The sequence below is a fragment of the Streptomyces sp. NPDC058464 genome (assembly GCF_042721035.1).
Classification (GTDB): domain Bacteria; phylum Actinomycetota; class Actinomycetes; order Streptomycetales; family Streptomycetaceae; genus Streptomyces.
Genome location: NZ_JBHXMA010000006.1, coordinates 73,915 through 99,704, shown reverse-complemented (window position 1 = coordinate 99,704; position 25,790 = coordinate 73,915). Strand labels below are relative to the sequence as shown.

Here is a 25,790-nt window from a genome sequence, read left to right as displayed (position 1 = left end):
TGCAGGGGCGGTCGTAGGGAGCAGGGGCAAGGGGCAAGGAGTAAAGGCAAGGGTGATCAGGGGCATGACAGGTGGAGCTGTGGCGCCGGGGCGCCCGCCCTGGTGCGAGGTCGGTCTAGTCGTGGCGGCGCCGGTGACGCTCCTCCACGGCGACGGCCGCCGCCGCGAGGGCACCCAGCACGGGCACCGCCAGCGGTGCGACGAGCAGGGCGGAACAGACCACGAGGACCGCTCCCCCGACGAGCAGGAAGGATCCGCCGGGGTCGAGGACGGTACGGCGGCCGGCCGCCGCGAGCAGGGTGCGCCAGCGGTCGCCGGGCGCCCAGACGGCCGCCGCGCGCAGCCCCGCGACCGCGAGGCCGATCACCGCGAACAGGCCCACGGCCCCGACGAGCGGGCCGCCGGGCAGCCCGGCCCGCACGGCCCGGACGTCCACCCAGGCGGCCGCGACGGCACCCCATCCGGCCAGCCCGACGAGCAGTCCGCCGGGCAGCGCGGCCCGGAAGTCGCCCACGAACTCCCGCAGGCCGCCGCTCGTCTGCCCGGTACGGCGGCGCAGATGCCGGGCACCGGCGGCGAAGGCGGCCGGGTAGGTGACCACTCCCAGGGACGCGACGGCGATCCACACCCCGGTGAGCAGAGACTCGGCGAAGACCCCGAACCGCTCCGCGAAGACGGACGGCTTTGCGCGCACGTCGGCCACGACGTCATCAGCCCTTCAGTCCGGAGGTCGCCATTCCGTCGATCAGATAGCGCTGGAAGGCGAGGAAGAACAGCAGCACGGGCAGCAGCGCGACGAGGGACATGGCGATCATTCCGCCGTAGTTGGCGGCCACGCCGTCGGAGTCGCGGAACATCATCAGGCCCAGCGAGACCGTGTACTTGCCGGGCTCGTTGAGATAGATCAGCGGGCCCATGAAGTCGTTCCAGGCGTTGATGAAGGTGAAGATCGCGCTGGTGATGAGGGCCGGCCGGCACAACGGCAGCACGATCGACCAGTAGATGCGGAAGTGCCCGCAGCCGTCGAGCCGGGCCGCCTCGTCGAGCTCCCTGGGCAGGTTCCGCATGAACTGCACCATCAGGAAGACGAAGAACGCCTCGGTGGCGAGGTACTTCCCGATCAGCAGCGGGACGTAGGTGTTGATCCAGCCCAGCTTCTGGAACATCACGTACTGCGGGATCAGCAGCACGTGGTACGGCAGCAGGAGCGTGCCGATCATCAGGGAGAAGAGCAGGTTGCGGCCGGCGAAGCGGATGCGGGCGAAGGCGTAGGCGGTGAGCGAGCAGGAGACCAGCACGCCGACGACTGCGCCGCCGGCGTAGAAGAGGGAGTTCTGGAAGAACGTCCAGATACCGATGTCCGCTATGCCGTCGGCGAGGCCCTTGAAGTTGGCCAGGATCGGGTGGGACGGGAACAGCTGGAGGCTGTTGATGATGTCCTTGCTCGGCTTGAAGGACGCCCCGATCACCCAGACCACCGGGTAGAGGATGACCGCGAGGATCAGCAGGGCGCCGAGGTGCCAGCCGAGGGAGCCGGCCCGGCGACGGCTCAGCAGCGGGGGTTTGGTGGTGGTCGCGCTCATCGGGCGTCCTCCTCGTAGTGCACCCACTTCTTCTGGGACCAGAAGAGGACGGCCGTCACCAGGGCCACGGCCAGCAGCAGCATCCAGGCCATCGCCGCGGCGAAGCCCATCCGGGCGTTCTGGAAGCCCTGCTGGTACAGGTAGCAGGTGTAGACGAGCGTGGCGTCGGCCGGTCCGCAGGTGCTGTTGGAGACGACGTAGGCCGAGCCGAAGATCTGGAAGGAGTGGATGGTCTCCAGGAGCACGTTGAAGAAGAGCACCGGGGAGATCATCGGCAGGGTGATGTTCCAGAACCTCCGCAGCGGCCCGGCGCCGTCCATCTCGGCCGCCTCGTAGAGCTCCCTCGGCACCTGCTTCAGCCCGGCCAGGAAGATGACCATCGGCGCGCCGAACTGCCACACGGTCAGGGCGACCAGGCAGTACAGCACCCAGTCGGCGTTGCCGACCCAGCCGCCGACGTGCCAGCCGAAGAAGGACTGGGAACGGTCGACGATCGCGCCGTCGGAGAACAGGGACCGCCACACGAAGCCGACGGAGACGCTCGCGCCGATGAGCGAGGGGGCGTAGAAGGCGGCCCGGTAGAAGGCCTGACCGCGCCGGCTCTGGGCCAGCAGCATCGCCACCCCGAGGGCGAGGAGCAGCTTCAGCGGGGTGCCGATGACCACGTACTTCGCGGTCACCTCCACCGACCTCTGCCAGCGGGGGTCGTCGAACATCTGGGTGAAGTTGTCGAACCCGACCCACTTCGGGGTGTTGAAGAGGTTGTAGTCGGTGAACGCGAAGTAGAGCGAGGCGACCATCGGGCCCGCGGTCAGCAGCAGGAAGCCCGCGATCCACGGAGACATGAAGAGGTAGCCGGCGAGGTTCTCGCGCCGGCGGCCGGGCCGCCGCCCCCTGGTGGCGGAGGCGGCCGGGCGCGTCTTGCGGGCGGTGGGCAGGGAGTCCTCGACGAGCGTCACGGCCGGTCCCATCAGGCCTGGAAGGCGGCCTCGGACTCGGTGAAGAACTGCTTCACCGCGTCCGCGACCTTGGTCTTGCCCTGGCCGAGGTCGCCGCCGATGCGCAGGAAGGCGGCCTCGATGGTGTCGGCACCGGAGGGGTGCGGGGTGATCGTGCCGAGGACTCCGGCCTTGGCGGTGTCGTCCTCGTACTGTGCGATCTCCTTGTTCACCGCGTCCGTGGGCTTGAACGCCGCGTACTGCTCGGTGCTCGCGAGAATGCCCCGGTCGTAGCCCATGATCGTGCCGACCTCGGGGTCGTGGACCATGAAGTCGATGAACTGCGCGACCTCCTTGGGGTGCGCGGTGCGGGCGGAGGCGCTCAGCATCAGGGAGGCGAGGTACTGCCCGGTGTGCTTGCCGTCCATGGTCGGGATCGGGGCCAGGCCGTACGTGCTGTCGCCTTCCGACGAGTAGCGGACGGTGAAGTTGTCCCAGGTGAACTCCGAGGCGCCGTGTCCTGCGGAGAGGGAGGACTTGGGGAAGTCCTGGGCGACCGTCTTCGGGTCGGTGACGATGCCGGCCTTGACGCGGCCGTAGCCGTCGGCCCACCACTCCGTCAGGTCGGGCTTGTCGAAACCGAGCCCGTCGTCGGTGTAGAAGGCCTTGCCGTTCTGGCGGAGGTAGAGGTCGTACAGGTACATGATGGTGAAGTAGCCGGTGTCCCCCGCGACCTTGGTCCTGTCGTGGATGGTCTTCAGCGCCTTGAAGTAGTCGTCCCAGGTCCAGCCCGTGTGCGGCTCCACACCGGCTTTCTCGAAGACCTTCTTGTCGATGACCAGCGCCATGGTGTTGGAGCCGACCGGGATTCCGAGCTGCTTTCCGTCGACCTCGCCGACCTTCGTCACTCCGGCCCGGAAGTGATCCAGGCTCAGATTTCCTGCCTGAACCTGTGACTTGAGATCGAGGAGAATTCCTCGCTTGTCGTACTTCCGGAGAAAGGTGACGGCATTTTGGAAAACGTCCGGGGGATTTCCGCCGGCGGCCTGCGTCTGGAACTTCTCCCAGAACGACGCATACGTCTGAAAGTCGGTCTTGACCTTGATCTTCGGGTACTTCTCCTCGAAGAGCGCGATGGTCTTGTTGATCTTCTGCGCGCGTTCCTCGGCACCCCACCACGAGTAACGGATCGTCACCGTTCCATCCCCGGAACCGCTTCCGCCTCCGCACCCGGCCGTCGCCGCGACCCCGAGCGCGGCGGCCGAGGCTCCGGCCGCCTTCAGGATGGTCCGCCTCTCCACATTCCTGCTGGTTCCCACAGTCGGGCCCCTCCCCGCAGCGTCGCCGACGCCTGCATGAATCGTTTCAAGTAAGCGCTTGCTGGCACAAGTTACGGAGGGGGCGGTGAGGCGTCAATGATTCGCACAGGAATTTCTTGTGGGCGGCGGTGGCGGGGCCGGGCGGTGGCGCGAGGGCGCGGGGGCTGCGAGGTGGGCGATCCCGCAGGTGACGGACGTGCAGTCGACAGGTCGAACGCGAAGTGGCTTGCAGGAGGCGGGAGTTACGGCTTGGCCTCGGCAAGCGGCTCGGGTGGGCGGGCAGGCGGACGGACGGGCAGGCGCCGAGAGCCGACGGGGTCGAGACGCGCCCGAGCCCACCCGAGCCCACCTGCCGGCACTCGGCACCCGGACGCACACCTCCGACCACTACGGCCGGATACGCCCCACCCGGCGGGTCCGGTCGGCAGGTCGGGTCGGCAGGTCCGGTCGCCAGGTCCTGTCGGCAGGTCCGGTCGGCAGGTCAGGCCGGCGGTCCGGTCAGGGAGATCCTCGACCGGCCGTGTTCGTCGCCGCCACCACACCTGGGCGACACCGCCGTACGGCGCCCCACGCCCCCTCCAGGGGCACTCACGCTCCCGCACGCCGACCGTGCACGGCCTTCGCCCTCCCCCGACCCCGGCCCCGTCCCGGTGCCACAGTCACGCCGCGCGAGGTGGCCACAGCCACCCCCGCCGTGAGCCCCGAGCCCGGAACCCGAGCCCCGAGGCAACGGCGGCGCTCGAAAATGACCACGGCCCACCTGCTCTCTGGCAGGTGGGCCGTGGTTCCGGGTGGGCGATACTGGGTTCGAACCAGTGACCTCTTCGGTGTGAACGAAGCGCTCTCCCACTGAGCTAATCGCCCGGGCGCAGGGAGAACATTACCCCATGTCAGGGGGTGCCCCCGACCGGTCGCCGGGGGCCTGCGGCCTGATCACTCCTCGATCTTCCAGGGCATCACGATCCCGAACCTGGAGAGGTAGATCCCCACCCCGGCGGCCACGACCACCAGCCCGATCGTCGTGAGCGTGATGTTGCGGCGGCGCACCTTGGGGTCGAGGGCCTTCTGGGCCGCCTCGGTGACCTTGCGTTTCGTCCAGCGCAGCACCAGCTGGGCCCAGACGAACTCGGTCGCCCAGATCGCCATGCCACCGAAGATGATCACCCAGCCCGGCCCCGGCAACGGCAGCAGGACGATGCCCACGCCCACCACCGCCAGGCCGACCGCGAAAACGCCGACCTGCCAGCTCAGGTGCAGTGCCCGGCGTGCCTTGATGAACTCGGGCGCCCGCGATCCGAGCCCCCGCTCGGCGCGCTCCCGGTCCGTCGACGTCCCGTCCACCTCACTCCCGTCCGAGGCCACGGCGACCTCGCCCGGTTCGTTACTCCCCGTATTCATACGACCAAACCCTACCTGAGCGAATCCAGTCACCGGAATGGTCGTAGATCGCGTCCGGCTTCTCGGCCGGAAGAGTTACGTAAAGGCACGCAAAACACTCAGAGGGGTTTACAACGGCACCGTAGGTGGCATGTCGATTTCGCCGACGTGCGAATCCCCGAGCGCACACTGAGCGAAAGGCCCTGGCGCTTATGAACACCACGGTCAGCTGCGAGCTGCACCTGCGCCTCGTTGTGTCGAGCGAGTCATCCCTGCCTGTCCCCGCAGGCCTGCGGTACGACACGGCCGACCCCTACGCCGTGCACGCCACCTTCCACACCGGAGCCGAGGAGACCGTCGAGTGGGTGTTCGCCCGCGACCTCCTCGCCGAGGGGCTGCACCGCCCCACCGGCACCGGCGACGTCCGCGTCTGGCCGTCCCGCAGCCACGGTCAGGGCGTCGTGTGCATCGCCCTGAGCTCCCCGGAGGGGGAAGCCCTGCTCGAAGCCCCGGCGCGGGCCCTGGAATCCTTCCTGAAGCGAACAGACGCCGCCGTGCCGCCAGGCACGGAGCACCGGCACTTCGATCTCGATCAGGAGCTCTCCCACATCCTGGCGGAGAGCTGAGGCACGGCCCCTGAAAGCCGCCCGGCGCCGTCCACTCGGGGAGACGGCTCGGGCCAAGACAACCGCATACGGCAGCACCGGCGCCGCCACCGTGTTTCGGTCACGGGGCGGCGCCGGTGTGTCCGCGCGCCCGTGGAACCTCCGGGAGGCGGTGAGCGTTCTACCGGGCAGCCGTGAGTGGGGCAGGGCACGGTGCGGGGCCGCCGTATGTCGCTACCATCGGCCACCATCGGCGGGCGCCCGCCCGACCCTCAGGCCAGGGAGCGAAACGTGCTGATCACCCACGACACCCGGTGTTCTCTCGACGCCGTGGTGGATCTGGTGAACACCGCACCGGAGGACGACACGGCGGCGGAGGGACTGCCCGATGTCGCAGCTCTCCAGGTTTTCGTACGAAACCACGACATCAGCGATGTCGGCGTGCTGTCGGAGTTCGATCTGTCGGCGGTGCGCAAGATCCGCGGCCGGTTCGCGGGGATCTTCGCCGCTCCGGACGCCCGGACCGCCGCCGGGATGATCAACGAACTGGTCGCGGCCGCGGGCACCACGCCCCGGCTCACGGACCACGACGGCTACGACTGGCATGTGCACTACTTCGCGCCCGGCGCCTCGGTGGCGGACCACCTCGCCGCCGACTGCGGGATGGCGCTCGCGTTCTTCGTGGTCGCCGGGGAGCAGGAGCGGCTGCGGCGCTGCGAGGCCCCGGACTGCCGGCGCGCCTTCGTCGACCTCTCCCGTAACCGTTCGCGTCGTTACTGTGACAGCCGGACCTGCGGAAACCGCCTGCATGTCGCCGCGTACCGGGCACGCCGCAAGGAAGCGGCGGGCTGATCCCGGGGACACCGGGGAGGCTGGAGACGCCGGGGACGGGTACTCGGTAGAGGGTGCCCGGTACGAGGCGCCCGGTCGGTCCCGGCCGGGTGTGTCGATGCCGACGCCTGTCCCGGCGGGTGGCGCCGGGACGGGCGGGTACGGCTCACAGCCACAGCAGGTCGTGCAGCGCAGCCATGAGGAGCAGACACCCGATCACCGCTAGGAAGATCATCAGCGGTGGCTGGGAAAGGGCGAAGAGGCACCCGCGGGGCTCGTCCTTCGACGGCGCGGCCTCGCTCTGTTTCGTGTCCAGCATCTCGCGGCGATGATGTCTCAGCGAGCACCTGCCGCGCGATCAACACGCCCGGAATGGGCGGGAGTTCGCCGAATTCCGTGATGTCCGTTTCACTTCCGCTCGCGCCATGATCACTTCCGCGCGCGTCACAGCCGCACTGTGTCGTTTCAATGCCTCATGTGACTGTCATATGCATGCGCCCGCAACCCGGCTGAACAGCACCACGCCGGCGCACCGCCGGGCACCGGCCGGCGCGCGCCGCCCGCCACCGCGGAGTGTCATATTCCGTGCTTCTTGAGGATGGCCTCGATGTCGCTGAAGTCCTCGCCCGCGGCGGTGCCGCGCGGCGCCGCCGCGGGCCTGGCCGCCGGCCGGGTGGCAGGGCTGATGGACGGTGCGGACGCGGCGGGGGCGACGGCGTCGCGCTGTGCGCTCCGGGCGGCCGCCTTGCGCTCGGCGCGGGTGCCACGGGTGCCGCCGCGCCTGCGCTCCACGGCGCGGGTGGTGGCGAACAGGGCCCAGGCCGCCCCGAGCACCACGAAGCCGGCCCAGGCCGTGGGGCTGAAGGCGGTGTCGGCGAGCCAGCCGACCACGCCCGTCATGACCAGGCCGACGGGTACGAGGGAGTAGGCGGCGATGCGGGCCGCCGCCAGGTACCGCTTGCGATAGGCGGTGACCACGGCGATGCCCAGACCGGCCGCGGACACGGCGGAACAGACTGTCTCGGCGATCATCCGGTCCTCCTGCGGGCTGGGTCGGGCGACGGGCGGGGCGAGGGGCTGCGTGCGCGCTGCTCCGCCCCTTCCATCGTGCACCGCCCGGCCCGTGCGATCCATGCCCGTGCCCGACAATCAGGGGCATCTCGGGGTCCTCTCCGGGTCGCCTCCACCCCAGGTACGAGCCGGGACCGCACCTGCTGCGGCCGTCGCCCGCCACCGCCCGCCGTCTCGATTGGGTCGACGGAGCGGGGCCTGGAAGACTGGCCGTCATGAACGACTCCCCCGCGCGCACCGACGCCCTGGTCCTCGACGTCTGGTGTGAACTCCAGTGCCCCGACTGTCGCAGCGCCCTGGACGACCTCCGCGCCCTGCGTGCCCGGTACGGCGACCGGCTGGAGCTGCGGCTGCGGCACTTCCCGCTGGAGAAGCACAAGCACGCCTTCGCCGCCGCGCAGGCCGCCGAGGAGGCCCTGGAGCAGGGGAAGGGCTGGGAGTACGTCGAGGCGGTCCTCGGCCGGGTGGAGGAGCTGGACCGCGAGGGTGAGCCGTTCCTGGTCGAGGTGGCCGGTGAACTGGGCCTGGATGCCGAGGAGTTCGACACCGCACTGATCGACGGCCGGCACATCCTGATCGTGGACGCCGACCAGGCCGAGGGCAAGGCCATCGGCGTGACCGGCACCCCGACCTACGTCATCGGCGGCGAACGCCTCGACGGCGGCAAGAGCCAGGAAGGCCTGCGCGACCGCGTGGCGGAGATCGCCGACCGGCTGCTTGCCGGGCAGGAGTGACCGGGCAGGAGTGATCCGGCAGCGGCGGCCGGCCCTCAGATCAGGTTCTTGTAGAGGACGTACGACACGGTGACGTACCCCAGCGACTCGTAGAGCCGTTCGGCCGGGGTGTTGCCGGCGAACACGTTGAGGCCGAGGACGCGTCTGCCCGCGGCGATCGTCTGGTTCTCCGCCAGCAGCATGAGGGTGCGGCCGTGTCCCCGGCCACGGTGAGCGGCATCGGTCTCGACGTCGTACACCCAGACCTGGTCCTTCCAGAGGGCCAGCCACAGGGTGCCGACCCGTGTCCCCTCGTGTTCGAGGATGCTGAACCGCATGTCCTCCGTGGCCACCCCTCGTGGCAGCAGCCGCTCGTGGTCGCGCCGCGACTTCTCGTGCGCCTCGGCCTCGGGCAGGCCCCGCTCGATCCACATGCGCGTGTAGACCTGGGACTCGTGGGCGAGCCACTCCTCGAACTCGGCCCCGGTCATGGCACGGCCGAGGCTGCCCGTCGGCAGGGCGGAGGGGGTGTCACCGAGCCGTTTCTCCATGCCCCGGTTGCGCGGGACGTAGCCCAGCGCCTCGACGAGCCGCAGCGCCGGTTCCTCGGCGGCCGGAACGCCCAGCTCGATCTGCCGGCAGCCCCAGCCGCGCGCCACCTCCTCCGCGGCGAGCGCGGCCACGGTGCCCCGGCCCCTGCGGCGGTCCGGTTCCTCGATGCGCAGGTCGTCGATCCGGGCCACCCGGGCGCCGAGATTCCGCGAGGTGCTCAGGTGGAGAGTGCCGACGGGCCTGCTGTTCACGCACACCTGGAAGCGGCGGGACAGCGCTCCGTCGGCGCCGTGCTGCAGCGGCTCGGTCGGCCGCAGGGTCGTGGTCATCAGGGGTGTTCTACCCGCCCGGCACGCCGGCGTCAGCCCAATAAGGCCCCCTCTTCCCCATGTTCCCGATGTTCCCCATGGGAAAGAGGGGGCATCAGGATGGGGCCTCAGAGGGCTCAGGGATCCAGGTCCTCGCCCGACCGCTCGTCGAAGATGCGCATGGCCTTGGCGGTCACCGGGCCGGGGGCGCCGGGGAGTTCGCGGTCGTCGACGCGGTGCACGGCCTGGACGTCGCGCAGGGTGGAGGTGAGGAAGATCTCGTCGGCCCGCTCCAGGACGTCCAGGGGCAGGTCGGTCTCCCGGGCCCCGGTCCACTCGACGGCCAGGGCACGGGTGATGCCGGCCAGGCAGCCGGAGGAGACCGGCGGGGTGTGGATCTCGCCGTCGAGGACGACGAAGACGTTGGACCCGGTGCCCTCGCAGAGCTGCCCGACGGTGTTGGCGAACAGGGCCTCGGAGGCGCCGTGTTGGGTGGCGCGGGCCAGGGCGACGACGTTCTCGGCGTACGAGGTGGTCTTGAGGCCGGTGAGCGCGCCGCGCTCGTTACGGGTCCAGGGGACCGTGATCACGGCGGTGGAGTCGGCGCGGCGGCCGGTCTCGCCGAGGGCGACCACGAGGGTCGGGCCGTGGTCGCCGCGGTCGGAGCCGAGGGGGCCGTGGCCGCCGGTGTAGGTGATGCGCAGCCGGCCCAGCGGCATCGGGTTGGCGGCCAGGACCGCCTCACAGGCCCGGCGGACCTCGTCGTGGTCGGGGTCGGGCAGGCCGAGGCCCCGAGCCGAGCGGGTCAGCCGGTCGAGGTGACGGGTGAGCGCGAAGAGCCGCCCGTCGGTCGCCTTCACCGTCTCGAAGATGCCGTCCCCCACGGTCAGCCCGTGGTCGAAGACGGAGACACGCGCGGACTCGACGTCCTGCAACCCGCCGTCCAGCCAGATCTTCACGCTCTCTACCTCACAAGTCAGCGCCGGACGCGTCGGCTGCGTCGGACCGGCCGTGCACGTCATACGTACCCGACGCTACCGCGAGCAGCCGGGCGGCCTTCAGCTCGGTCTCCCGCCATTCACCCTCCGGGTCGGAACCCCAGGTGATCCCGGCGCCGGTGCCGAACCGCAGCACACCCGCGCCCCGGTCGATCCAGAAGGTACGGATGCCCACGGCCAGCTCGCCGACGCCCCGGTCCGCGTCCACCCAGCCGATGCCGCCGCAGTACGGGCCGCGCGGCGCGGTCTCCAGGGCCTCGATGATCCGCAGGGCGCTCGACTTCGGCGCGCCGGTGACCGAGCCGGGCGGGAAGGCGGCGGCGAGCAGCTCGGGCCAGCCGGCGTCCGCGCCCAGCTCGCCCCGGACCGTGGAGACGAGGTGGACCAGCCCCGGGTGCTTCTCCACGGCGCACAGGTCGGGAACGGTCACCGTGCCGGTGGCGCAGACCCGCCCGATGTCGTTGCGGACGAGGTCCACGATCATCACGTTCTCGGCGTAGTCCTTCTCCAGAAGGTCCGCCTCGGTGCGGCCGGTGCCCTTGATCGGTCCGCTCTCGACGGTCCGGCCCGTCCGGCGCAGGAAGAGTTCGGGCGAGGCGGTGGCTATCTCCACCCCGTGCTCCGGGAGGCGAATCGTTCCGGCGTACGGCGCCGGGTTGCCGCGGGCCAGCAGCGCGGTCAGGGCGTCCACGTCGGCGTCCGGGGCGACCGGCGCGGACAGCACGCGGCAGAGGTTGGCCTGGTAGACCTCGCCGGCCGCGATGTGCGTGCGGATCCGCCGCACCGCCGCCGTGTACGCGGCGCGGTCGAGGGACGACTTCCAGTCACCCAACGCCGGGCCGTGCCACGCCCCCGGCACCGGCGCGGGCACCGGTTCCTCCCGTACGTCGCCGAACCGGGCGCAGGTCAGCCGGCCCTCGAAATCCGCGCAGACGGCCCAGAAACCGGACGACTCAAGGGCCGCCGGATCGGCCGTGACGTCGATCAGACCGGTGGCGACTCGGTCGCCGAACCGGGCGAGAGGAGGGAGATGGAGCACGTCGTCGAGTCTATGGCGGGTGTCATGGGGGTGACCCGGGCATGTCGTCAAGGGGGCCCTGACCACCTCATCCGTCGGGTGAGGCGCAGCACGCTGCGCAAACGCGTTTTTGTGCTGGCCCGGGAATCCGCTAGAGTTCAACACGTCGCCGGGACGCGAGAGCGGACCGAAACGACAGGCGGACGTAGCTCAGTTGGTAGAGCGCAACCTTGCCAAGGTTGAGGTCGCGAGTTCGAGCCTCGTCGTCCGCTCGAAGGAATGAGGGGTCTTCCCGATCCCCTACACTCCTGGTGGAGTGGCCGAGAGGCGAGGCAACGGCCTGCAAAGCCGTCTACACGGGTTCAAATCCCGTCTCCACCTCCAAGGACGATTAGCTCAGCGGGAGAGCGCTTCCCTGACACGGAAGAGGTCACTGGTTCAATCCCAGTATCGTCCACTGGATCTTGGTCGGAAGGCCGTGGATCTACCCCGCGCGATTAGCTCAGCGGGAGAGCGCTTCCCTGACACGGAAGAGGTCACTGGTTCAATCCCAGTATCGCGCACGCGGTACACGTGATCTTCGGATCACGATCCCGAGGACGATTAGCTCAGCGGGAGAGCGCTTCCCTGACACGGAAGAGGTCACTGGTTCAATCCCAGTATCGTCCACACAGCAAAGAGCCCCGGCCGTCTCGTACGGCCGGGGCTTCTTCGTGCGGTCAGCTGGAGAAGAGCATGTGAGCCCAGCTCTTGTGGCCGTGGTGCCCGTGGCCACCGTAGGGCTGCCCGTGGTGGCCGCCACCGTGGTGACCGCCGCCGTGCGGGGCGCCCCAGGCAGGCGCGGGCGGGGCCGGGTACGCCTGCGGAGCCGGCGGCGGGACCGGCTTGGACCACTGTGCCTCCAGCTGGGTCAGCGCCTCCAGCTCGCCGTAGTCGAGGAAGATGCCCCGGCAGCCGCTGCACTGCTCGATCTGGACGCCGTTGCGGTTGTAGGTGTGCATCGGCGCATGACACTTCGGACACTGCATGGTCGGCTCAACTCCTCGCCGGTAAAAACTGCTTCACGTTCTTCCAGGACAGACTCCGTCCGACCCTGGTCGGTTGCAGCCTACTTCGGGAAATCGTGCGTCAACCGGGCGGGGACCAAGGTCGTTCCGGAGTCACGCGGGGGATCATTCCGGGACTATTCCGGAGCCATCCGGGCACACGCGTCGATCAGCGCCTGCTCCACCTCGTCAAGCGGCCGGTCCGCCAGGATCGCCTTGGCGAGGTAGCGCGCACCCGTCTGGACGGTGAGGGCGCGGGCCGGGACGTCCAGGGCGGGCCAGGGGTCGCCGTCCTCCGGCACGGCCGGACCGCCGGCCGCGCGGTAGGCGGCGAGGAAGCGGGTCCACTCGTCGGGCGGGAGGAGACCGCAGGCGTACCAGGACGCGGGGCGGGCGAGGTCCCAGGCGGGGACGCCGACGCCGAGATCGTCGACGTCGATGAGCCGCCACGGGCCGTCCGGCGCCGGGTGCCGGACCAGCTGGCCGAGGTGCAGGTCGCCGTGGCAGAGGGCGCGGGGGCCGGGCATCGGGGCCTCGGCGCGGGCCCAGGCGGGCAGCGCGGCCCAGGCACGGAGGACGGGCGGGGCGGCGGGGTGGGCGCCCGCGCCGGCGAGCGCCGCGTGCAGCCGGGTCATCGCCTGGGCCGCCTTGGCGGGGCCGCGCATCGGGGGTGCGGCGGGGGTGGGCGGGGTGCGGTGCAGCAGGGCGAGGAGGGTGGCGGCGGCCTCCCAGGGGGCGGCGTCCGGGGCGTCGGGGTCCACGGGGGCGCCGTACGGCCAGAGGGTGACCGGGCGGTCGTCGACGAAGGCGGCGGGGGCCGGGGTGAGCGGCGGGAGGAAGACGCCGGGGAGACGGGCGGCGGTGGCCAGCCGGAGGGTGAGGTCGATGGGGTCCGTGTCCGGGGCGTGGGCCTTGGCGACGGTTTCCGCGTGGCGGAGGACCGTGGTGTCGGGGCGGTGGGCGAGGGTGGTGGTACCGCAGGCGCAGTGACAGGGGGCCGCGTCGGGGTGGGCGACGGCTCTGATCTCGGCGGTCAGCTGGGGCAGTACGTCTGCGGTCATGGGGTCCCCCGGGAAGTGCGGCTGTGCTGCGGTGAGGGTACGGGGGTGAGGTGGGCCGGGGTGAGGGGCGCCGTACCGGGGTTTCACTCACCCGCGCTTGCGGGGTGCCGCCGCGCCCACCCGTGCCGCCCCAGCGGCACGACTGCCCGCAGCTGAGTAAGCCCCGTAAGGGGCGCGGGGAACTGCGCGACAAGCCCCCACCGACCCGCAGACGAAAATCGACCGCCGCCCGGAAAAAAGCAATGCCGGCGCAGCTCCCCAGCTGCGCCGGCATTTTGCCGTCCGCCGCACCCCCGTCCCCACGGGGTTTCATGGGTGGATGTCCCCGCCCGGACCGCTCTTCCGGGCCTGGGGTCGCCGCTCAGCGCCCCAGCATCACTCCCACGGACGACGCCTGTGTGGCCACTGTCTCCCAGCCGTCGAAGACGACGAGGAGCAGGACCGCCAGGGGAAGGGCCATCAGCGTCGCCACCAGCGGGTGGCGGCGGCCCTGCCGGCGGGGGCGGGTGGTGTGTGTCCGCTGTGCCGTAAGGGCCATGGTCCCTCTCCTGACCGTGCTCAGTTGTCGTTGGCAGCGGCGGGTGTCTGACCTCGGGGGACGAGTGCTGCACCCGCCGCTTGACCTCAAATCTAGGCGCGTGCCAGCTCGCGGACGTCATGCCCTCGTATCGAATCCCGGGCCTCCGAGAGGATGAGCCACGACCGGTGGTCTACTCCCCTGGGTGGAGACGGGTCCTAGGTCTCGTCCTACCCCTCGGGGTCTTCCCGGAGGGGGTGCCCGGTCCTTCCCGGTTTTTCCGAGCTGTCCTCGCGGGGCACCGGCTGCTCGACGAGAGCCAGGACCCGGGTCGCCATGAAGCGGGCGGTACGGACGACGGAGCCGTTTCGCGTGACTTCGCTCACTTCCACCACCCCTCGTCGTACCGCTGTCTCCACCCGGCGGCCCGCCCTGCTCGCCACCACCTCGTAGGTGCGGGTCGTGTCGCCGGCGTCGACGACTATCTCCACGCGGTCACCCTTCACAGCATCAATCCCCCTTCTGTGACGGCTTGTTGGAGCAGACGGGTGCTCAAAGGAGCCGATAACGGCGCCTTCCTGACCACTCCTCAAGTCTCGCACCCGGCACTGACAATCCATCGGGCCGAGAGGGCGCGGCCTCTGCGCACGGGCGGCCCGGTAAACGTAAGCTGTGCCACGTCAAACGGACCGGGCAGCGGGGATGAACATGGCGATGATGCGCCTGAGGCGCGAGGACCCGCGCGTCGTCGGCTCGTTCAGGCTTCACAGAAGGCTCGGCGCCGGTGGAATGGGCGTGGTCTACCTCGGCTCCGACAAGAAGGGGCAGCGGGTCGCGCTGAAGGTGATCCGGCCCGATCTGGCGGAGGACCAGGAGTTCCGGTCGCGGTTCGCCCGTGAGGTCTCGGCGGCCCGCCGGATCAGGGGCGGTTGCACGGCACGGCTGGTCGCGGCGGATCTGGACGCCGAGCGGCCGTGGTTCGCCACCCAGTACGTGCCCGGGCCCTCGCTGCACGACAAGGTCGCCGACGACGGCCCGCTGGGCGCGGCGGACGCGGCGGCGGTCGGCGCGGCGCTGTCCGAGGGCCTGGTCGCCGTGCACGAGGCCGGGGTCGTGCACCGGGATCTCAAGCCGTCCAACATCCTGCTGTCCCCGAAGGGGCCGCGGATCATCGACTTCGGCATCGCCTGGGCCACCGGAGCCTCCACCCTCACCCACGTCGGTACCGCGGTCGGCTCCCCCGGGTTCCTCGCCCCGGAACAGGTGCGCGGGGTGGCCGTCACGCCGGCCACGGACGTCTTCTCGCTCGGTGCCACCCTCGCCTACGCCTCGACCGGTGACTCGCCCTTCGGGCACGGCAGTTCCGAGGTGATGCTCTACCGGGTCGTCCACGAGGAGCCGGCGCTGCACGGGGTGCCGGACGCGCTCGCTCCGCTGGTGCGGGCCTGCCTGGCCAAGGACCCCGAGGAACGGCCGAGCACGCTGCAGTTGTCGCTCCGGCTGAAGGAGATCGCGGCGCGCGAGGCGCACGGACTGGCCGACGTACGGCCGCCCGCGCCGCGTGCCGCGGAGGCGGACCGGCCGACCGGGCGGCTCACCGAGACCTACCCGGAGCCGCAGCGCACCCAGCGCCGCCCGCAGTCCTCGTCGGGCACGCCGGTGCGGGGCAACTCCCCCTCGCGCGGCGGCAGCGGCCCGCGCCCGACCGGCGGTGTGCCGTCGCGGCCGAACGGCGCGCGCCCCACGCCCGCCCCGCGGGGCAACGGCACCCGGCCCGGAAACGGGACCGGGACCGGGAACCGGCCCGTGTCGCGCGGTGGCGCCGGGCGGCCGGGGCCGCGTCCCACGGGTACCGGACGACGGCCGGCCAATCCGCGGCTGCTGAGGCAGCGGCTGTTCGTGTTCGTCGTGGTGACCCTGCTGGTGGCGCTCGGGATCGCGCTGGCGCAGGGCTGTTCCGGCCCGGCGCACGGGATGAGTGTGCCGGGCGGCGGTGTCGTACCCGCGAAGGCCGCGGCCCTCAGGGAGTAGCCGGACCGACCTACGGGTGGCCGGACCTACGCCTCGGGGCGGCCCGCGGTCACCGCGTAGAAGGCGACCGCGGCCGCCGCGCCCACGTTGAGGGAGTCGACGCCGTGGGACATCGGGATGCGCACCCATTCGTCGGCGGCGACCAGCGCCTGGGTGGAGAGGCCGTCGCCCTCCGCGCCGAGCATGAGCGCGACCCTGTCCATCCGGTGCGGGGCGGCCTCGTCCAGGCTGCGGGCCTTCTCGTCCGGGGTGAGGGCGAGCAGCGTGAACCCGGCCTCGCGGACCGAGTCCAGCCCCTTGGGCCAGGTGTCGAGCCGGGCGTACGGCACGGAGAAGACCGCGCCCATGGAGACCTTCACGCTGCGGCGGTAGAGCGGGTCGGCGCAGTCCGGGGAGAGCAGCACCGCGTCCATGCCGAGGGCGGCCGCCGAGCGGAAGATCGCGCCGATGTTGGTGTGGTCGTTGACGGACTCCATGACGACGACCCGGCGGGTGGTGCGCAGCAGTTCGGTCGCCGTCGGCAGCGGTTTGCGCTGCATGGAGGCGAGCGCGCCGCGGTGCACGTGGTAGCCGGTGACCTTCTCGGCGAGCTCCGGGCTGACCGCGTAGACGGGGGCCGGGAGTTCGTCTATGACATCGCGCATGACGTCGACCCACTTGGCGGACAGCAGCATCGAACGCATCTCGTAGCCCGCGTCCTTCGCCCTGCGGATGACCTTCTCGCCCTCGGCGATGAACAGGCCCTCGGCCGGTTCGCGCTTGCGGCGCAACTCGACGTCGGTCAGGCCCGTGTAGTCACGGAGGCGCGGGTCGTCGGGATCCTCAACGGTGATGAGATCGGCCACAGGGTGATACTGCCTTGTCCTGGGTGGGGTGCCAATGGTCTGGGACGGGTTGTGTTACCGGGGGTTACGTCAGTGCCCGCGCGGGTGCCCTTTCAGGCCGCCGGGTGCGGTCCTACGTTCACGACCTCGCCGATCACGATGACCGCCGGGGGTTTCACTTCCTCCGCGCGGACGACCTCCGCGACCGTGGCGAGGGTCGCGTCGACCCGGCGTTGAGCGGCCGTCGTGCCTTCCTGGACCAGAGCCACAGGAGTTTCCGGGGACTTGCCGTGCGCGACCAGGGTCTCGGCGATCTTCCCGATCTTGTCGACGCCCATGAGGACGACGAGGGTCCCGGTCAGCTTCGCGAGGGACGGCCAGTCGGCCAGCGAGCGCTCGTCGTCCGGCGCGACGTGGCCGCTGACCACCGTGAACTCGTGTGCGACGCCCCGGTGGGTGACCGGGATGCCCGCGGCGGACGGTACGGAGATCGAGCTGGAGATGCCGGGGACGACCGTGCAGGGGATGCCGGCCTCGGCGAGCGCCTGGACCTCCTCCATGCCGCGGCCGAAGACGTAGGGGTCGCCGCCCTTGAGCCGGACGACCGACTTGCCCTGCTTGGCGTGTTCGATCAGGGCGTTGTTGATGGCCTCCTGGGCCATGTAGCGGCCGTACGGGATCTTCGCCGCGTCGATCACCTCTACGTGCGGCGGGAGTTCGGCAAGGAGGTCGCGAGGGCCGAGGCGGTCGGCGATGACGACGTCGGCGGCTGCCAGCAGGCGGCGGCCGCGGACGGTGATGAGGTCGGGGTCGCCGGGGCCGCCGCCGACCAGGGCGACGCCGGGGGTCCGGGTGCGGTGGTGGGGGGCGACGAGGGTGCCGTCGCGCAGGCCCTCGACGACCGCGTCCCGGATGGCGGCGGTGTGGCGGGGGTCGCGGCCGCGCGCGTCGGTGGTGAGGACGGCGACCGTGACGCCCTCGCTGTGACCGGTGGCCGGGGTCCAGGCGGTGGCCTGGTCGGCGTCGTCGGACCGCACGCACCAGACGCGGTGGCGTTCGGCTTCCGCTGAGGCGGCGGAGTTGGCGGCGGCGTCACTGGTGGCGATCAGGGCGTACCAGGCGTCGGCGAGGTCGCCGTCCTGGTAGGGGCGCCTGGTCCAGGTGAGCTCGCCGGCGTCGGCCATCGCCTCGACGGAGGGGGTGGCTTCGGGCGATACGAGGGTGATGTCGGCGCCGGCCGCGATGAGGGCGGGGAGGCGGCGCTGGGCCACCTGGCCGCCACCGAGGACGACCACGCGGCGGCCGGAGAGGCGGAGGCCTACGGGGTAGGCGGGGTGTTCGGCCATGAGGGGGCGGCTCCCTTGAGTGGCGGCGGTGTTCGGTGCCCTGACGTGGGCATTTTAAGCGGGGCGGGGTTTGGGCGGGTCAGGTGTCCGGTGGCTGGGCGTTGCGTGCCGGGTGCAGGGCTGTGGGTGGTTGTGCCCACCCGTCCCGCTATGCGGAACGCCTGCCCACAACCACCGGTCGGTCGGGGAGGAACCCGGTGCTGCCGTCCCGCAGCCATCGGCCATGAGGGGCGCTCGGCGCCCCTTCAGGGGCTCGGGGAACTGCGCGCTCGGCCCCCACGCACCCGCACCCGCACCCGACCCACAGCCACAGCCACAGCCACAGCCACAGCCACAGCCACAGCCACAGCCACAGCCACAGCCACAGCCACAGCCACAGCCACAGCCACAGCCACCAACGACCGGCCAGCTGTTAGAGGAACGCGGGACCGCAGTCCCCCTCTACTTCACTACTTCTCCGTCACGCCCGCCGAGTCGAACGTCGCCACCTCGTGCATGGCCCTTGCCGTGCTCTGGACCAGCGGGAGGGCCAGCAGGGCACCCGTGCCCTCGCCCAGGCGCAGATCCAGGTCGACCAGGGGGCGCAGGCCCAGCTTGTTCAGGGCTGCGACGTGGCCCGGTTCCGCGCTGCGGTGGCCCGCGATGCATGCGGCGAGGACCTCGGGGGCGATCGCGCGGGCCACCAGAGCGGCGGCGCCGGCGCTGACGCCGTCCAGGATCACCGGCGTGCGCAGGGACGCGCCGCCCAGCAACAGGCCCACCATCGCGGCGTGTTCGAAGCCACCGATCGCGGCCAGGACGCCGATCGGGTCGGCCGGGTCCGGCTGGTGGAGTTCCAGGGCGCGGCGGACCACCTCGGTCTTGCGGGCGAGGGTCTCGTCGTTGATGCCGGTGCCGCGGCCGGTGACCTCGGCGGGGTCGGCGCCCGTGAAGACGGAGATCAGGGCCGCGGACGCGGTCGTGTTCGCGATGCCCATCTCGCCGGTGAGGAGCGCCTTGTTGCCCGCGGCCACCAGGTCTCTGGCCGTCTCGATGCCCACCTCGATGGCCTGCTTGGCCTCCTCGCGGGTCATCGCGGGGCCGGTCGTCATGTCGGACGTGCCGGCCCGGACCTTGCGCGGGAGGAGACCCGGCGTGGCGGGCAGCTCGGTCGCGACGCCGACGTCGACCACGCACACCTCTGCGCCCACCTGGCCGGCGAACGCGTTGCAGACCGCTCCCCCGCCGAGGAAGTTGGCCACCATCTGGGCGGTGACCTCCTGCGGCCACGGCGTGACGCCCTGGGCGTGCACTCCGTGGTCGCCGGCGAAGATCGCGACCGCCGCGGGCTCCGGGATCGGCGGCGGGCACTGCCGGGACAGCCCGGACAGCTGGGCGGAGATGATCTCCAGCATGCCGAGCGCACCGGCCGGCTTGGTCATCCGCTTCTGCCGCTCCCAGGCCTCGCCGAGCGCCTTCGCGTCCAGCGGGCGGACGCTGGCGACGGTCTCGGCAAGCAGGTCGTGCGGGTCCTCGCCGGGCAGCGCGCGGCGGCCGTACGTCTCCTCGTGGACCACCCAGGACAGCGGGCGGCGCTTGGACCAGCCGGCCTGCATCAGCTCGGGCTCGTCCGGGAACTCGTCGACGTAGCCGACGCACAGGTAGGCGATGACCTCCAGGTGCTCGGGCAGGCCGAGGGCCCGGACCATCTCGCGCTCGTCGAAGAAGCTGACCCAGCCGACGCCGAGGCCCTCGGCGCGGGCGGCGAGCCAGAGGTTCTCGACGGCGAGGGCGGCGGAGTAGGGCGCCATCTGCGGCTGGGTGTGCCGACCGAGGGTGTGGCGGCCGCCGCGGGTCGGGTCGGCGGTGACGACGATGTTCACCGGGGTGTCGAGGATGGCCTCGATCTTCAGTTCCTTGAACTGCTTCGCGCGGCCCTTGGGGAGGGACTTGGCGTAGGCGTCGCGCTGGCGCATGGCCAGTTCGTGCATCGAGCGGCGGGTGTCGGCCGAGCGGATGACGACGAAATCCCAGGGCTGGGAGTGGCCGACGGAGGGCGCGGTGTGGGCGGCCTCCAGGACGCGCAGCAGCACCTCGTGCGGGATGGGGTCGCTGCGGAAGCCGTTGCGGATGTCACGGCGCTCGCGCATGACCTTGAGGACGGCCTCGCGCTCGGCGTCGTCGTAGGCGGGCGCGGCCGGGCCGGTGGACTGACGTGCTTCTGCCACGGGGGCCGTGCTCTCTTCCTGGTCGGCGACCCTGGTGTCCAGGTCCTCCGCTTGCTGTACGACATCGGGGTGCTCCGGCAGCGGAGCGGGTTCGGCCTCGCGGGGCGCGGGGACCGTCGCGGTCTGCTCGGGCGGCGACTCGCCGCCCTGGTCCTGCGTGGGGAGGACCAGCGGGTGGGGCGGGGTGGGGGCGAGGTGCGGGGTGGTCGGCACCTGGCCGTCGACGGGGACGAACTCGCCCAGCGTCTGCTCCGGTGCCGGTTCCGCCGGGACGGCGGCGGCCAGGGGGGCCAGGGGCTCCGGGGCCGCCGGGGTCTCCTCGGGGGCGGGCGCGGGGCCCTGGGTCTGCGGGCCGGCGAGGGGGATCCCGACCGGCTGGGCGGGCTGTGCCTCGGGGGTCTCGGCCGACGGTACGACGGCTGCCGCGGGGACCTCGACCGGGGCCGGCGGGGCGACCTGCCCGGCCTCCGGAGCGGCCGGCGCGAGGGGCTCCGGCGTCCTGAGCGGCTGCGGGGCCTCGGCGGCGACGGCGGCGACGGATGCGGGGACTACCGGGGCGGGCTCCTCGACGGCAGCCTCCTCCGGCTCCACCGGCACGGACGGCGCGGCGGCCACCGGCTGGGCGGGCTCGGCCACGACCGCCTCCGGGGCCGGGGCGGACTCGGGCACGACGGCTTCCAGCACGACGGCTTCGGGCATGCCAGCCTCCGGCGCGACGGCTTCCGGCGCCGGCCCGGGCTCGGGGGCCACGGTCTCCGTGACCTGCTCGGCCACGGCCGGTGCCACGGGCTGCTGCTCCGGCACCTCCGCCTGCACGGCCTGCTCCGGCTCGGTCACCACGGCCTCGGCGGCCGTCTCCGTGACCGCCACCGGCTCCGCGAGCTGCAGACCGGCCGCCTCCGGCGCAGGTGCGGTCTCGGGCCCGGCAGGCCCACCAGGTGCCGTGCCGGTGCGGGGAGCCGGTACCGCCTCCGGAATCACCACGGCCGCCGGAGCCGCCTGCATCGGCACCGCGTCCGGCCCCTGGGGAGCCTGCGGAGTCTGTGACGCCTCCGGGAACTGCGGAGCCTGCGGTGCCGCAGCGGCTTCCGGCATCTGCGCGACGTGCGGCGCCACCGGCTCGGATCCCAGGTCGCCCGCCGGTTCGGCCGTCGGCACCGGAACGCCTCCGGCCGCCGGCTGGGCCGCGCCCTGCGGTCCGTACGCGTTCTCGGGCTGCACGCCGAGACCCATGGCCGTCGGCTGCGGCTCGGTCGCGAGGCCCGTGGCCACCGCCGCCGTGGCGAGCCGGGCGACGGCCGCCTGGGCGGCCCCGGACGGGTCGGGAGCGTAAAGCTCGTGGGCGACCGCGGGCTGCTGCTCCGACACAGCGGCAGCGGCAGCGACGGCGGGAGCCGCAACGGCAACCGTCTCCGAAGCCGGAACAACCGTTTCGGCAGCCGGGTCCTGTGCGGCGACCTGGGCCACCGGAGACGCCTGCGGCACGGTCTGCTGCACCGTCTGCGGCGTACCCCAGGGCGCGGCGGACTGCGGTACGGCCTCGCGCAGCGGCTGGCCGTCGAGGTACTCGGGAGCGGCCGACGGCAGGCCCGGCTGCCGTACCGGCGCGCCGGCCGGGCCGCGGTCGGCGAGGGAGCGGACCGGGCTGGTGGAGGCGTCGGGGATCGGCGGGCCGAGGTGCAGCGGGCGGCGCGGGGCCGGGGCGGCCGCCGGGTCGTGCGGCACGGAGAGGATCGGGGACGCCGGAACCGAGCTGGGCAGCCGGACGGCGGTGAGGTCGACCGAGCCGCTGTCCCGGCCGCCCGTCTCGTGCGGGCCGGGCTCGTGGACGGTCTCGACGACCGGCTCCGGGGCCGGCGGCGGCACCTCGTTGCCCCAGGCCCCCTGGGCGCCGGGGAGCAGCAGGTCTTCTTCGTCCTCGGCAGGCGACTCGGAGAGGTAGGTGTACGCGCCGTGCGCGGGAACGCCCGGCTGTTCCACCATGCCTGCGCTCTCCGGCAGTCCCTCGCCCGGGACCTGGCCGGTGTCCGTCATGCGTACCCCTCGCCCATCGGTTAGTGCCTTCTACGACCAGCTCACCCGGGACGGCGCACCGACCGTCCCGCAGTGAAGAACGAGCGTGCGTGCCCAGCGGCACGAACGACCCGCCGGAAAAGGCGACAAAGCCATTCAGTGGCATTGTCCCGGCCGTTCGACCGTCGCGACAGCGTGATCCGCGACAGCCCGCTGTGGACTGCGCCACGTTGCGCGTCCCCGGTTCTGCCGTACCACACCCGCCCCAAAAGGGGCGCGTTTTCCGGACATTGACGAACGAACTTCCGGGCCACCGGTGCAGTGCAGCGATCGGCCAGCCTACCGCGCGCAGTATGACAACAGGATCACGGGGCGCGCTCGGGCAGAACACCGCTGAGCAGGAAAGCGACGTTCCGTTCGGTCTCCGTCCAGGCCCTGGTGTCGAGTTCGACGGACTGCAGCAGGGCGCACTCGACCTGGTATCCGTGCTCGGTCAGGTCGCGGCCGACGAGTTCGGCGGCGTCCCGGGTGGCGGCGTGCGTGACGATGCGCTGCGGCCGGCGGTCGGCGACCGCGTTGACCACCGCCGCTCCGCCGCCTCCGACCCGGACCACGTCGGGCTCCGGCAGGTTCTCCAGCACGTGCGGGGCGCTGCCGTGCACGATCTGGAGCTGGACCCCGAACCGGCGGGCGGCCGCCTCGCTGCGGACGCAGGACGCGAGGTCCCGGTCGACGGCGATGACGGCGGCGCCGGCGCGCGCGGCCTCGGTGGCGAACGCGCCGCTGCCGCAGCCGATGTCCCAGACCAGGTCGCCCACCCGGGGCCCCAGCCGGGCGAGTTGGGCGGCCCGCAGCAGCTCCGTCTCCCCTTCGCCGAGCGTGGCTCCCTCGCCGTACTCCGCGTCGGGCCGCACCCAGCCGCGCGGGCCGGCCGCCGGGTCCCGGCCGGCGATCCAGCCGCCGCCCTCCCCCGCCGGCACCGGTCCGGCCGGTCCGCCGATGACGATGACGACGTTGGGGTCGCGCCAGGTGTGGTCGGCGGCCTTGTCGGAGGTGACGACGGAGACCTGCTCGCGTTCGGTGCCGAGCTCCTCGCAGATGACGAAGGTGCGGTGCACGCCCTCCATGAGCAGGCCGAGTTCGGCCGGTCCGGCGCCGGGTGAGGTGAGGACGGCCACCTTGGTGTGGGCGCGGCACACATTCACCGCGCGTCGCAGGGTGCGCCGGTGTGCCACGACCACCTGCGCGTCGTCCCAGGGCATGCCGGCACGGGCGAAGGCGGCGGCCACCGAGGAGACGGCGGGGACGACCTCGACCTCCAGGCCGAACTCGGGTGCGCGCAGGGTCCGTACGACGCCGAAGAAGCCGGGGTCGCCGTCGGCGAGCACCACGGCGGTGCCGCGGTGGCCGGTGATGCGGCGGGCGGCGAGGGCGACGCTGCCGAGGCGGATGCGTTCGGCGCCGGGTGGCACCTCGGGGATGGCCAGATGGTGGGCCGCGCCCGCGACGAGCGTGGCGGCGCCGAGCGCGCCGCGTGCCGCGGCGGTCAGGGGCGAGCCGTCCCAGCCGATCACCGTGACCCGGTCGGCCATCGTCGTCAGTCTCCAGAGTCTTCGCAGGTCGTCAGGGTCCGGGCCCAGCGGGCGGGCTCCGTGAGAGTACCTGGTGGAGCTGTCCGGCGGGTGCCGGGGCGAGTCCCGTCGCCGTCAGTTCCAGGAGGTGAAGCCGTCGCTGCCGGCGAGTTCCTCGCCCGCGCCCTCCAGGTCCTCCGGGAGGAGGCTCCACACGATGTAGTCGGTGCGCAGGTCCGCCCAGGTGCCGTCCTCGGTGCGGACGTGGACTATGCAGGCGTTGCGCAGCACGCCCTCGCTGATACAGCCGATCTTCTGGGCGACCTGCTGGGCGGCGGTGTTGTCGGCGGCGGTGCGCAGCTCGATGCGCTCGAACTTCTGGTCGCCGAACAGCCACTGGGCGGTGGCGAGCGCGGCCTCGGAGGCGTAGCCCTCGCCGCGCGCCCAGGGGGCGATGATGTACGACAACTCGGCGGACCGGATGCGCCAGTCGGCCTTGGTGAGCCGGATGACGCCGACGAGGCGCTGGGTGAGGAACTCGGTGACCGCGAGGTCGAGGCCCCGGCCGGCGAGCCGCGCGGCCGGCGCGTACTCGGTGATCCAGCGCCGGGCGCTGTCCTCGCCGTACGGCTGGGGGACGCCGGTCCAGGCCCCCACCTGCTCGTCGTTCATCATCTCGGCCAGTGCGGGCACGTCGTCCTCGTCGAGGGCACGCAGCACCAACCGCTCCGTGCTGATGGAGATGTTGGGGAAGGTGCTAGTCATGCGCCGCTCCGTAACCTTCGGAAATCCTTCAGGCCCAAACCCGCCGGGCCTGCGAACTGCCCAGCATGCAGCATGAAACCACTGAACCGCACGACGGGGTCCACCCGTGGTGAGCGAGTGGACCCCGTGCGTGGCGATACGCCGTATACGTGCCGCCGGAAGGACGGGACGGCCCAGAAGGCGGCACGGCCCAGAAGGCGGCACGGCCCAGAAGGCGGGACGGCTCAGAAGGACGGAATGACCGAGCCCTGGTACTTGTCCTCGATGAACTTCTTGACCTCGGGCGAGGTGAGGAGCTTGGCGAGCTTCTTCACCCGCGGGTCCTTCTCGTTGCCCTTCTTCACCGCGAGGAAGTTGCCGTACGGGCTGTTCTTCGCGGACTCCAGGACGAGGGCGTCCTTGGCGGGCTTGATGCCTGCCGAGATGGCGTAGTTGCCGTTGATCACCGCGGCGTCGACGTCGTCCAGGGAGCGCGCGGTCTGGGCCGCCTCGACCTCCTTGAACTGGAGGTTCTTCGGGTTCTTCGCGATGTCCTGCGGGGTCGCCTCGCTGCCGGCGCCGTCCTTGAGGGTGATGAGCCCGTTGGCGGCGAGCAGCTTGAGGGCGCGCGCCTCGTTCACGGAGTCGTTGGGGACGGCGACGGTCGCACCGCTCTTCAGCGCGTCGACGCTCTTGACCTTGTGGGAGTAGAGGCCGAGCGGCTCCAGGTGCACCGTGACGACGGGCACGATGTGGGTGCCGCGCTTCTTGTTGAAGTCGTCGAGGTACGGCTGGTTCTGGAAGTAGTTGGCGTCCACCGAGCCGTCCTCGGTCGCCGTGTTCGGCGTGATGTAGTCGGTGAACTCCTTGACCTCGAGGTCGAGTCCGGCCTTCTTCGCCAGGTTGTCCTTGATGTAGTCGAGGATCTCGGCGTGCGGGGTCGGGCTCGCGGCGACGACCAGCGGTCCGCTGTAGTCGGAGGAGCCGGAGGCGGAGTCCTTGTCCGAGCCGCAGGCGGTGAGCCCGATGGTGAGGGCTCCTGCGGTGAGGACGGCGGCGGTGAGCTTTGCGGTGTTACGCACGAAAAGTGCCTTTCCTTAAGGGTGGAGCGTCCCCG

24 protein-coding genes and 6 tRNA genes are annotated in these 25,790 nt (G+C 71.8%); 9 read left to right on the top strand and 21 right to left on the bottom strand.

The window, feature by feature from the left end; translation table 11 throughout:
* Positions 1-115 precede the first annotated feature (115 nt).
* The 6 genes from ACFWPQ_RS10825 to ACFWPQ_RS10800 all read right to left on the bottom strand — a co-directional run bounded on the left by ACFWPQ_RS10825 (position 116) and on the right by ACFWPQ_RS10800 (position 5,238).
* A complete protein-coding gene (locus ACFWPQ_RS10825) occupies positions 116-703 on the bottom strand; it encodes a hypothetical protein (protein ID WP_384032088.1) in 588 nt (195 codons plus the stop codon).
* 7 nt (positions 704-710) lie between these two features.
* Positions 711-1,583, bottom strand: a complete 873-nt coding sequence (locus tag ACFWPQ_RS10820; protein WP_384032087.1) for a carbohydrate ABC transporter permease — start codon at positions 1,581-1,583, stop codon at positions 711-713.
* Positions 1,580-2,554, bottom strand: coding sequence for a carbohydrate ABC transporter permease (locus ACFWPQ_RS10815; protein WP_384032085.1), 975 nt, complete (start codon positions 2,552-2,554; stop codon positions 1,580-1,582). Before ACFWPQ_RS10815 ends, ACFWPQ_RS10820 begins: the two co-directional genes overlap by 4 nt.
* Positions 2,554-3,840, bottom strand: coding sequence for an extracellular solute-binding protein (locus ACFWPQ_RS10810; protein ID WP_384032083.1), 1,287 nt, complete (start codon positions 3,838-3,840; stop codon positions 2,554-2,556). The genes ACFWPQ_RS10815 and ACFWPQ_RS10810 overlap by 1 nt, the downstream gene beginning before the upstream one ends.
* A gap of 792 nt (positions 3,841-4,632) precedes the next feature.
* A tRNA-Val gene (locus ACFWPQ_RS10805) sits at positions 4,633-4,704 on the bottom strand.
* 69 nt (positions 4,705-4,773) lie between these two features.
* Positions 4,774-5,238 carry a TIGR02611 family protein gene (locus ACFWPQ_RS10800; RefSeq protein ID WP_384032081.1) on the bottom strand — a complete coding sequence of 155 codons (465 nt, stop codon included), beginning with the start codon at positions 5,236-5,238 and terminating at the stop codon, positions 4,774-4,776.
* 191 nt (positions 5,239-5,429) lie between these two features.
* Here ACFWPQ_RS10800 and ACFWPQ_RS10795 point away from each other — a divergent pair, with 191 nt between their 5' ends.
* Positions 5,430-5,843: an SsgA family sporulation/cell division regulator gene (locus ACFWPQ_RS10795; RefSeq protein WP_004002642.1), complete on the top strand. Its 414-nt coding sequence runs from the start codon at positions 5,430-5,432 to the stop codon at positions 5,841-5,843.
* 270 nt (positions 5,844-6,113) lie between these two features.
* A complete protein-coding gene (locus tag ACFWPQ_RS10790) occupies positions 6,114-6,674 on the top strand; it encodes a CGNR zinc finger domain-containing protein (RefSeq protein WP_361291193.1) in 561 nt (186 codons plus the stop codon).
* 145 nt (positions 6,675-6,819) lie between these two features.
* On the opposite strand, the gene ACFWPQ_RS10785 is transcribed toward ACFWPQ_RS10790, so the two are convergent.
* On the bottom strand, positions 6,820-6,972 hold the full coding sequence (locus ACFWPQ_RS10785; protein WP_234531635.1) for a hypothetical protein: 153 nt from the start codon (positions 6,970-6,972) through the stop codon (positions 6,820-6,822).
* 257 nt (positions 6,973-7,229) lie between these two features.
* Positions 7,230-7,685, bottom strand: a complete 456-nt coding sequence (locus ACFWPQ_RS10780; protein WP_384032079.1) for a hypothetical protein — start codon at positions 7,683-7,685, stop codon at positions 7,230-7,232.
* A gap of 254 nt (positions 7,686-7,939) precedes the next feature.
* Here ACFWPQ_RS10780 and ACFWPQ_RS10775 point away from each other — a divergent pair, with 254 nt between their 5' ends.
* The gene (locus ACFWPQ_RS10775; RefSeq protein ID WP_384032078.1) at positions 7,940-8,458 is read left to right on the top strand and encodes a DsbA family protein; all 519 of its coding nucleotides are present in this window, start codon (positions 7,940-7,942) and stop codon (positions 8,456-8,458) included.
* Positions 8,459-8,493: 35 nt separating this feature from the next.
* On the opposite strand, the gene ACFWPQ_RS10770 is transcribed toward ACFWPQ_RS10775, so the two are convergent.
* The 3 genes from ACFWPQ_RS10770 to ACFWPQ_RS10760 form a co-directional block, all read right to left on the bottom strand.
* The gene (locus ACFWPQ_RS10770; RefSeq protein ID WP_384032077.1) at positions 8,494-9,318 is read right to left on the bottom strand and encodes a GNAT family N-acetyltransferase; all 825 of its coding nucleotides are present in this window, start codon (positions 9,316-9,318) and stop codon (positions 8,494-8,496) included.
* 116 nt (positions 9,319-9,434) lie between these two features.
* On the bottom strand, positions 9,435-10,256 hold the full coding sequence (locus ACFWPQ_RS10765; protein ID WP_384032076.1) for an aminotransferase class IV: 822 nt from the start codon (positions 10,254-10,256) through the stop codon (positions 9,435-9,437).
* Positions 10,257-10,266: 10 nt separating this feature from the next.
* On the bottom strand, positions 10,267-11,334 hold the full coding sequence (locus ACFWPQ_RS10760) for a chorismate-binding protein (protein WP_384032075.1): 1,068 nt from the start codon (positions 11,332-11,334) through the stop codon (positions 10,267-10,269).
* Between the two features lie 178 nt (positions 11,335-11,512).
* Between ACFWPQ_RS10760 and ACFWPQ_RS10755 the strand changes: the two genes are divergently transcribed.
* The 5 genes from ACFWPQ_RS10755 to ACFWPQ_RS10735 all read left to right on the top strand — a co-directional run bounded on the left by ACFWPQ_RS10755 (position 11,513) and on the right by ACFWPQ_RS10735 (position 11,982).
* Positions 11,513-11,585, top strand: a tRNA-Gly gene (locus tag ACFWPQ_RS10755).
* Between the two features lie 38 nt (positions 11,586-11,623).
* Positions 11,624-11,697: transfer RNA gene (locus ACFWPQ_RS10750), tRNA-Cys, on the top strand.
* Position 11,698: 1 nt separating this feature from the next.
* Positions 11,699-11,770, top strand: a tRNA-Val gene (locus ACFWPQ_RS10745).
* Between the two features lie 34 nt (positions 11,771-11,804).
* A tRNA-Val gene (locus tag ACFWPQ_RS10740) sits at positions 11,805-11,876 on the top strand.
* Between the two features lie 34 nt (positions 11,877-11,910).
* Positions 11,911-11,982, top strand: a tRNA-Val gene (locus ACFWPQ_RS10735).
* 50 nt (positions 11,983-12,032) lie between these two features.
* Here the strand turns inward: ACFWPQ_RS10735 and ACFWPQ_RS10730 are convergent.
* The 4 genes from ACFWPQ_RS10730 to ACFWPQ_RS10715 all read right to left on the bottom strand — a co-directional run bounded on the left by ACFWPQ_RS10730 (position 12,033) and on the right by ACFWPQ_RS10715 (position 14,443).
* Positions 12,033-12,341 carry a zf-TFIIB domain-containing protein gene (locus tag ACFWPQ_RS10730; RefSeq protein ID WP_361291212.1) on the bottom strand — a complete coding sequence of 103 codons (309 nt, stop codon included), beginning with the start codon at positions 12,339-12,341 and terminating at the stop codon, positions 12,033-12,035.
* A 155-nt stretch (positions 12,342-12,496) separates the two neighbouring features.
* Positions 12,497-13,420, bottom strand: a complete 924-nt coding sequence (locus ACFWPQ_RS10725; protein ID WP_384032074.1) for a phosphotransferase family protein — start codon at positions 13,418-13,420, stop codon at positions 12,497-12,499.
* A 361-nt stretch (positions 13,421-13,781) separates the two neighbouring features.
* Entirely contained in the window at positions 13,782-13,958 is a 177-nt protein-coding gene (locus ACFWPQ_RS10720; RefSeq protein ID WP_123978469.1) for a hypothetical protein, read from the bottom strand.
* A gap of 209 nt (positions 13,959-14,167) precedes the next feature.
* Entirely contained in the window at positions 14,168-14,443 is a 276-nt protein-coding gene (locus ACFWPQ_RS10715) for a hypothetical protein (RefSeq protein WP_189264682.1), read from the bottom strand.
* Positions 14,444-14,639: 196 nt separating this feature from the next.
* On the opposite strand from ACFWPQ_RS10715, the gene ACFWPQ_RS10710 reads away from it, so the two are divergent.
* Positions 14,640-15,968 (top strand): protein kinase, encoded by a 1,329-nt coding sequence (locus tag ACFWPQ_RS10710; RefSeq protein ID WP_384032071.1) that lies wholly within the window; start codon positions 14,640-14,642, stop codon positions 15,966-15,968.
* Positions 15,969-15,994: 26 nt separating this feature from the next.
* Here ACFWPQ_RS10710 and ACFWPQ_RS10705 read toward each other — a convergent pair whose 3' ends face one another.
* The 6 genes from ACFWPQ_RS10705 to ACFWPQ_RS10680 form a co-directional block, all read right to left on the bottom strand.
* Positions 15,995-16,813, bottom strand: coding sequence for an RNA methyltransferase (locus ACFWPQ_RS10705; RefSeq protein WP_093505269.1), 819 nt, complete (start codon positions 16,811-16,813; stop codon positions 15,995-15,997).
* 92 nt (positions 16,814-16,905) lie between these two features.
* Positions 16,906-18,138 (bottom strand): uroporphyrinogen-III C-methyltransferase, encoded by a 1,233-nt coding sequence (cobA, locus tag ACFWPQ_RS10700; RefSeq protein WP_384032069.1) that lies wholly within the window; start codon positions 18,136-18,138, stop codon positions 16,906-16,908.
* A 449-nt stretch (positions 18,139-18,587) separates the two neighbouring features.
* A complete protein-coding gene (cobT, locus tag ACFWPQ_RS10695; RefSeq protein WP_384032067.1) occupies positions 18,588-22,379 on the bottom strand; it encodes a nicotinate-nucleotide--dimethylbenzimidazole phosphoribosyltransferase in 3,792 nt (1,263 codons plus the stop codon).
* A gap of 344 nt (positions 22,380-22,723) precedes the next feature.
* Complete coding sequence (gene cbiE / locus ACFWPQ_RS10690) at positions 22,724-23,950, bottom strand: precorrin-6y C5,15-methyltransferase (decarboxylating) subunit CbiE (RefSeq protein WP_384032065.1); 1,227 nt, start codon at positions 23,948-23,950, stop codon at positions 22,724-22,726.
* Between the two features lie 114 nt (positions 23,951-24,064).
* Entirely contained in the window at positions 24,065-24,694 is a 630-nt protein-coding gene (locus tag ACFWPQ_RS10685) for a GNAT family N-acetyltransferase (protein ID WP_384032063.1), read from the bottom strand.
* 224 nt (positions 24,695-24,918) lie between these two features.
* Positions 24,919-25,755 carry a MetQ/NlpA family ABC transporter substrate-binding protein gene (locus ACFWPQ_RS10680; protein WP_384032061.1) on the bottom strand — a complete coding sequence of 279 codons (837 nt, stop codon included), beginning with the start codon at positions 25,753-25,755 and terminating at the stop codon, positions 24,919-24,921.
* Positions 25,756-25,790 lie beyond the last annotated feature (35 nt).